5 protein-coding genes are annotated in these 6,903 nt (G+C 29.9%); all 5 read left to right on the top strand.

Going from position 1 to position 6,903, the window contains the following annotated elements; translation table 11 throughout:
* Positions 1–149 precede the first annotated feature (149 nt).
* The 5 genes from ACFDSN_RS06425 to ACFDSN_RS06445 all read left to right on the top strand — a co-directional run bounded on the left by ACFDSN_RS06425 (position 150) and on the right by ACFDSN_RS06445 (position 6,812).
* Entirely contained in the window at positions 150–2,378 is a 2,229-nt protein-coding gene (locus tag ACFDSN_RS06425; protein WP_375239017.1) for an NADP-dependent isocitrate dehydrogenase, read from the top strand.
* A 146-nt stretch (positions 2,379–2,524) separates the two neighbouring features.
* On the top strand, positions 2,525–4,897 hold the full coding sequence (locus ACFDSN_RS06430; protein ID WP_375239018.1) for a carboxypeptidase-like regulatory domain-containing protein: 2,373 nt from the start codon (positions 2,525–2,527) through the stop codon (positions 4,895–4,897).
* A gap of 4 nt (positions 4,898–4,901) precedes the next feature.
* Positions 4,902–5,717: a DUF4249 family protein gene (locus ACFDSN_RS06435; protein WP_375239019.1), complete on the top strand. Its 816-nt coding sequence runs from the start codon at positions 4,902–4,904 to the stop codon at positions 5,715–5,717.
* A gap of 62 nt (positions 5,718–5,779) precedes the next feature.
* The gene (gene murQ / locus ACFDSN_RS06440; protein WP_375239020.1) at positions 5,780–6,595 is read left to right on the top strand and encodes an N-acetylmuramic acid 6-phosphate etherase; all 816 of its coding nucleotides are present in this window, start codon (positions 5,780–5,782) and stop codon (positions 6,593–6,595) included.
* Positions 6,585–6,812, top strand: a complete 228-nt coding sequence (locus tag ACFDSN_RS06445; RefSeq protein ID WP_375239021.1) for a DUF6095 family protein — start codon at positions 6,585–6,587, stop codon at positions 6,810–6,812. The genes murQ and ACFDSN_RS06445 overlap by 11 nt, the downstream gene beginning before the upstream one ends.
* Positions 6,813–6,903: the final 91 nt, after the last annotated feature.

The following is a 6,903-nucleotide window of genomic DNA, read 5'->3' on the forward strand; positions in this document are numbered from 1 at the left end:
ACTACAAATATTATAGTAATAGCAAATTCTTTAGCTTCAATTTACTAAATAGTAAAAAGCAGTCATAACACGCTGATTTCACTTTAAAAAAACACTTCTTTTTTGTATATTCGCTATGCAAAAAAATTAAGATAAATACTTTATATACTATGTCAAACACACCTAAAATAATCTATACAATTACAGATGAAGCTCCTGCTTTAGCTACACGATCGTTTTTACCAATAGTAAAATCATTTTTAGAGCCATCTGGAGTTGAAATAGACACAAAAGATATTTCTTTAGCTGCCAGAATTTTAGCAATATTTCCTGAAGCTTTAACAGATGCTCAAAAAGTATCAGATGATCTAGCTTACTTAGGTGATTTAGCAAAACAACCAGAAGCAAATATTATAAAACTACCAAATATTAGTGCTTCTATACCACAATTAAAAGAAGCCATAGAAGAGTTACAAGCCAAAGGTTTTGCAATTCCAAGTTACCCAGATACTGCAGAAACTGAAGCAGATAAAACAAATAAAGCTAAATACGATAAAATTAAAGGATCTGCTGTAAATCCTGTTTTACGTGAAGGAAACTCGGATAGACGAGCGCCAAAAGCCGTTAAAAATTACGCGAAAAAGAACCCGCATTCTATGGGGATTTGGTCTAAAGACTCAAAAACTCACGTAGCAACAATGACTGCTGGAGACTTTGCTCATAATGAAAAATCTGTTACTTTAACAGATGCAACAACAGTAAAAATTGTACATACAGATACTAAAGGAAATGCAACTACTTTAAAAGATGATTTAAATCTTTTACAAGGTGAAATTATTGATGCTACTACAATGAGTAAAAAAGCATTAATAGCCTTTTTAGACGAACAAGTTGAAGATGCTTTAGATAAAAACGTTTTGTTTTCTTTACATATGAAAGCAACAATGATGAAAGTTTCTGATCCAATTATTTTTGGTCATGCAGTAAGAGTATTTTTTAAAGACCTATTTGAAAAGCACGGAAAAACATTTAATAAAATTGGTGTTGATGTAAATAATGGTTTTGGAAACTTACTTAGTAAATTAAGCGAACTTTCTAAAGAAGAACGTAATGAGATTAAAGACGATATTAGATACGCTTTAGATCATGGACCAGAATTAGCAATGGTAAATTCTGATAAAGGAATTACTAATTTACACGTACCAAGTGATGTAATTATTGATGCTTCTATGCCAGCAATGATAAGATCTTCTGGTCAGATGTGGAATGCTGAAGGAAAATTACAAGACACAAAAGCAGTAATACCAGATAGTAGTTATGCCGGAATCTTTACTGCAACTATAGATTTCTGTAAAGAAAATGGTGCTTTTGATCCTACAACAATGGGAACTGTTCCTAATGTTGGTTTAATGGCTCAAAAGGCTGAAGAATATGGTTCTCATGATAAAACTTTTGAAATTTCAGCTGAAGGAAAAGTAGAAGTTATAGATGCAAATGGAAATGTATTAACTTCTCATAATGTAGAGCAAGGCGATATTTGGAGAATGTGCCAAGTTAAAGATGCACCAATTCAAGATTGGGTAAAATTAGCTGTTACACGTGCAAAAACTTCTAATACACCAGCTGTATTTTGGTTAGACAAAAATAGAGCACATGACGCAGAAATAATTAAAAAAGTAAATACATATTTAAAAGATCACGATACAACAGGTTTAGAAATTCATATTTTATCACCTATAAAAGCTACAGAATTTACACTAAAACGTGTTAAAGCAGGACAAGACACTATTTCTGTTTCAGGTAATGTATTACGTGATTATTTAACGGATTTGTTTCCAATTTTAGAATTAGGAACATCTGCTAAAATGTTATCTATTGTTCCATTAATGAATGGTGGAGGATTATTTGAAACTGGAGCTGGTGGATCTGCTCCAAAACACGTAGATCAATTTACTAAAGAAAACCATTTACGTTGGGATTCTTTAGGTGAATTTTTAGCCTTAGCAGTTTCTTTAGAGCACTTTAGTTTAACGCATAATAACCCTAAAGCTAAAATTTTAGGCGATGCTTTAGATGATGCTACAGAAAAACTATTAGAAAATAGAAAAGGTCCTAGCCGTAAAGCTGGAGAACTAGATAATCGTGGAAGTCATTTTTATTTAGCAATGTATTGGGCTGAAGCTTTAGCAAATCAAACTAAGGATACTGAATTAAAAGCGCAGTTTGAAAAAGTTGCTAAAGAATTAGAAGCTAACGAAACTAAAATTGTTTCAGAATTAAATGATATTCAAGGTAACGCTGTAGAAATTGGTGGTTATTATATGCCAACTGAAAATTTATTACAAGAAGCTATGAATCCAAGTAACACTTTAAAAACAGTTTTAAGTCAGTTAAAGTAAACCTTAAACAAGACCTCTAACATATTGTTAAAAGCGCCTTTATAGGCGCTTTTTTTTTTACATTTATCTTATGCGTTTTTTATTAATGTAACTTATGTATCATAATACTTCAATTTTATAATTTTACAGAAATTAAATAAATAACAATGCTATATTTAAAATCACTTCTAATACTACTATTTTTAGCAAGTCTAAATGTACTAGGGCAAGAAAATGTAACGCTTAGTGGTACAATAACTGAGGAATCTACAAACGAGACTTTAATTGGTGTAAATGTTATTATACCTGAGTTAAATACAGGTACAATAACAAACGAATATGGATTCTACTCTATTACAATTCCAAAAGGAGAATATACTGTTCAGGTTTCGTTTATTGGTTTTAAAACTATTTCGGACAAGAAAAACTTATCTAAAAAAATAATTCTAAACTACAAATTAGAAGAAAGTGTTGAAGGTTTAGAGGAAGTTCTTATTGTTGCCGATTCTGAAAAATTAAACCTTAGAACGCCGCAAATGAGTGTAAATACACTTAAGGCTAGTACTATTAAAGACATACCTGTTGTATTTGGAGAAGCAGATGTTATAAAAGCAATTACACTACTTCCTGGTGTTACAAATGCTGGTGAAGGTAGTAGTGGATTTAATGTTCGTGGTGGCGCAGCAGATCAAAATCTAATTTTATTAGACGAAGCTACTATTTATAATTCGTCTCATTTATTTGGATTCTTTTCCGTTTTTAATCCAGATGCTATAAAAGATATTAAATTATACAAAGGAGGAATTCCATCAAGATATGGCGGACGCGTTTCTTCTGTTTTAGATATTTACCAAAAAGAAGGAAACAGTAATAATTTTGCTATGAATGGAGGAATTGGCTTAATTTCTAGTCGTTTACTTGCCGAAGGACCAATTAAAAAAGAAAAAGGGTCATTTCTTTTTGGCGGAAGATCTTCTTATGCACATCTCTTTTTACCTTTATTTGATAATAATAACGTGGCTTATTTTTACGATTTAAACACTAAATTGAGTTATAAATTAAACGAAAAAAACAATATTTACTTATCAGGTTATTTTGGTAGAGATGTATTTAAAATATCTGATAGTTTTGAAAACACCTATGGAAACACAGTACTAAACTTTAGATGGAATCATTTATTTAACGATAAATTATTCTCAAATTTATCTGTAATCTATTCTGATTATTTTTATGGATTAGATTTAAATTTTGTAGAATTTAATTGGGTTTCTGGTATAAAAAACTTTAATGTAAAATACGATTTCAAACATTACATAAATAATAACTTTAAGTTACAATATGGCCTAAATAGTATCTATTATGATTTTAATCCTGGTACTATAGATCCATCATCTCCTAATTCTGGAATAAACGAACAACAATTAATTAAAAAATATGCGTTAGAAAATGCTGTCTATTTAGATGCAGAACATCAAGTTTCAGATAAACTAACATTATCTTATGGATTGCGATTAAGTTCGTTTTTAAGATTAGGGCAAGACGAAGTTAATAATTACGTAAATGATGAAGCCGTAGTTTATAACTCGACTTTTGGCATCTATCAAACAGCAAATCCAATAAGCACTTCAAAATATAATAAAAGTGATATTCTTAAATCTTTTGCAAATTTAGAACCTCGACTAGCAGCATCTTACAGATTAAATAATTACACATCTGTAAAAGCAAGCTATAATAGAATGACACAATATTTACATTTACTATCTAATACAACATCTCCAACACCATTAGATATATGGACACCAAGTGGAACATATGTAAAACCACAACTATTAGATCAGGTTGCTTTAGGATATTTTAAAACATTTAAAGACAATACATATTCTTTAGAAGTTGAAACGTATTTTAAAACTATAAAAAACAGAATAGATTATATAGATGGTGCAGAATTAGTAGCTAATGATGCCATAGAGCAAGTTATATTAAATGGTGAAGCTAGAGCTTATGGTTTGGAGTTTTTATTAAAAAAAGATAAAGGAATATTTAAAGGTTGGTTAGCATATACGCTATCAAAATCGGAACAACGTACACCAGGAAATACTGCTAACGAACCAGGAATTAACAACGGAAATTGGTATAATACAGCATACGACAAAACACATGATATTTCTTTTACAGGAAGTTATGATTTTAATAAAAAATGGAATTTCAATGCTAATTTTATTGTGCAATCTGGACAACCAACAACATATCCTAATGGACAATATATTTATAATGGCATTAGTATTCCTAGTTATAGTACTAGGAATGAAAACAGATTACCAACCTATCATAGACTAGACGTATCGGCTATTTATACACCAAAACCAGAAAAGAAAACTGGCTACCAAAGTTCTTGGGTTTTTGGAATATATAATATTTATAATCGTTACAACGCAGCTTCTATTAGCTTTGGAGAAAACAGAATGTCTGGAGTTAACGAAGCAACAAAACTATCAATTTTTGGAATAGTTCCATCTGTTACCTATAATTTTAAATTTTAAAAAAATGAAATCAATCACATATATCATAATTTTAGCCCTACTACTTTCTAGTTGCGAAAAAGTGGTAGATATAGATGTACCGACAAGTCAAGAACGTTTAGTTATAGAAGCATCAATAAACTGGTATAATGGTACTTTAGGAAACGAGCAACAAATTACATTAACTAAAACAGCACCATTTTTTAATACTAATGTTCCTCCTGCACTTAATGCAACTGTAACAATAGTAGATAGCAATAATAACAGCTTTAATTTTATAGATTCTAATAACTCTGGTGTTTATAAAACGAATACATTTAATCCAATATTAAATGAAACTTATACTTTAAACATTATCTATAATAACGAAACTTACACAGCTACAGAAACCTTAAAATCGGTTAGCCCAATAGATTTTATAGAACAAAATAATGAAGGTGGTTTTTCTGGAGATGAAATAGAAATAAAAGCCTATTATACCGATCCTATAAATGAGGATAATTATTATTTCTATCAATTTGATACAAATATTGCAGCTATACCAATGTTAGAAGTCTATGATGATGAATTCACAAATGGGAATCAAATATTTGCTTTTTTTACAGAAGAAGATTTGGAACCCCAGGATGAGTTAATTATTAATCACTTCGGAATATCAGAACAATTTTATGAATATATGAATCTATTATTACAACAATCTAATTCAGATAATGGCGGACCATTTCAAACTCAACCTGCAACAGTAAGAGGAAATTGTATAAACATTACAAATTCAGATAATTTCCCATTTGGCTATTTCAGATTATCACAAGCCTATATCACAAATTATATCGTTGAATAAAATTTATAATAAAAGTATATAAGCACTAATATTACCACAAAGAAATCCTTACTTTTGATATTATGGATTTTATTAAAACAACAGAACAAGATTCTAAATATAATAATTTAGAAAAAATGTCTCTAAATGATATTTTGGTTAATATAAATAATGAAGATCATTTAGTCCCACAAGCAGTAAAAAAAGCTATTCCTCAAATAGAAAAACTTACGGAACAAATAATCGTTAAACTAAAATCTAGTGGAAGACTATTCTATATGGGTGCAGGAACAAGCGGAAGACTTGGCGTTGTAGACGCATCAGAATGTCCTCCAACTTTTGGAGTCTCTTACGATTTAGTTATTGGTTTAATAGCTGGAGGAGAAAATGCTATTCGTAAAGCTGTAGAAAATGCTGAGGATTCAAAAACACAAGGCTGGCTAGACTTACAAGAATATAATATTTCAGATAAAGATGTAGTTATTGGTATAGCTGCTTCTGGCACTACTCCCTATGTTATTTCTGCTCTAGTTAAATGTAATCAAAATAACATCATTACAGGTTGTATAACGTGCAATGAATCTAGTCCATTAGCCAAAATAGCTCAATATCCAATAGAAGTTACTGTTGGTTCAGAGTTCCTTACAGGAAGTTCTAGAATGAAAGCTGGAACAGCTCAAAAATTAGTTCTAAATATGATTAGTACTAGTACTATGATTCAATTAGGGAAAGTAAAAGGAAATAAAATGGTAGATATGCAACTATCTAACTCTAAGTTAATTCAGCGTGGAACTAAAATGATAGTTGATGAATTAAATATTCCTGACACTGAAGCCAAACAACTTCTACTCAAACATAAAAATGTTCGTAATGCTATAAACAACTACAATGGATACTAAAAGAACAAACAAAGAAGTTTTAGTAAAAGGTGTCAAAAAAATGGGAATAGCAATAGTATTATTATTCGCTGGTCCAACATTACTACACCTTGTCTTGACTAATAGAGAAAAACCTTTCTTTATACTTTTATTTATAATTGGGATATTAATTTGTGGATTAGCAATTTATTTCATTTTCAAAGGAATTAAAAATATAATAAAAAGTCTATTTGATTAGTTATATCTTATTTTACACACCCATAATAATAAACATACTTCATTCATAACCTAAAGGTAGTTTTTTAGACGTGTTTAAAAAAGTATAAAAC

The sequence above is a fragment of the Aurantibacter sp. genome (assembly GCF_042094015.1).
Classification (GTDB): Bacteria; Bacteroidota; Bacteroidia; order Flavobacteriales; family Flavobacteriaceae; genus Aurantibacter.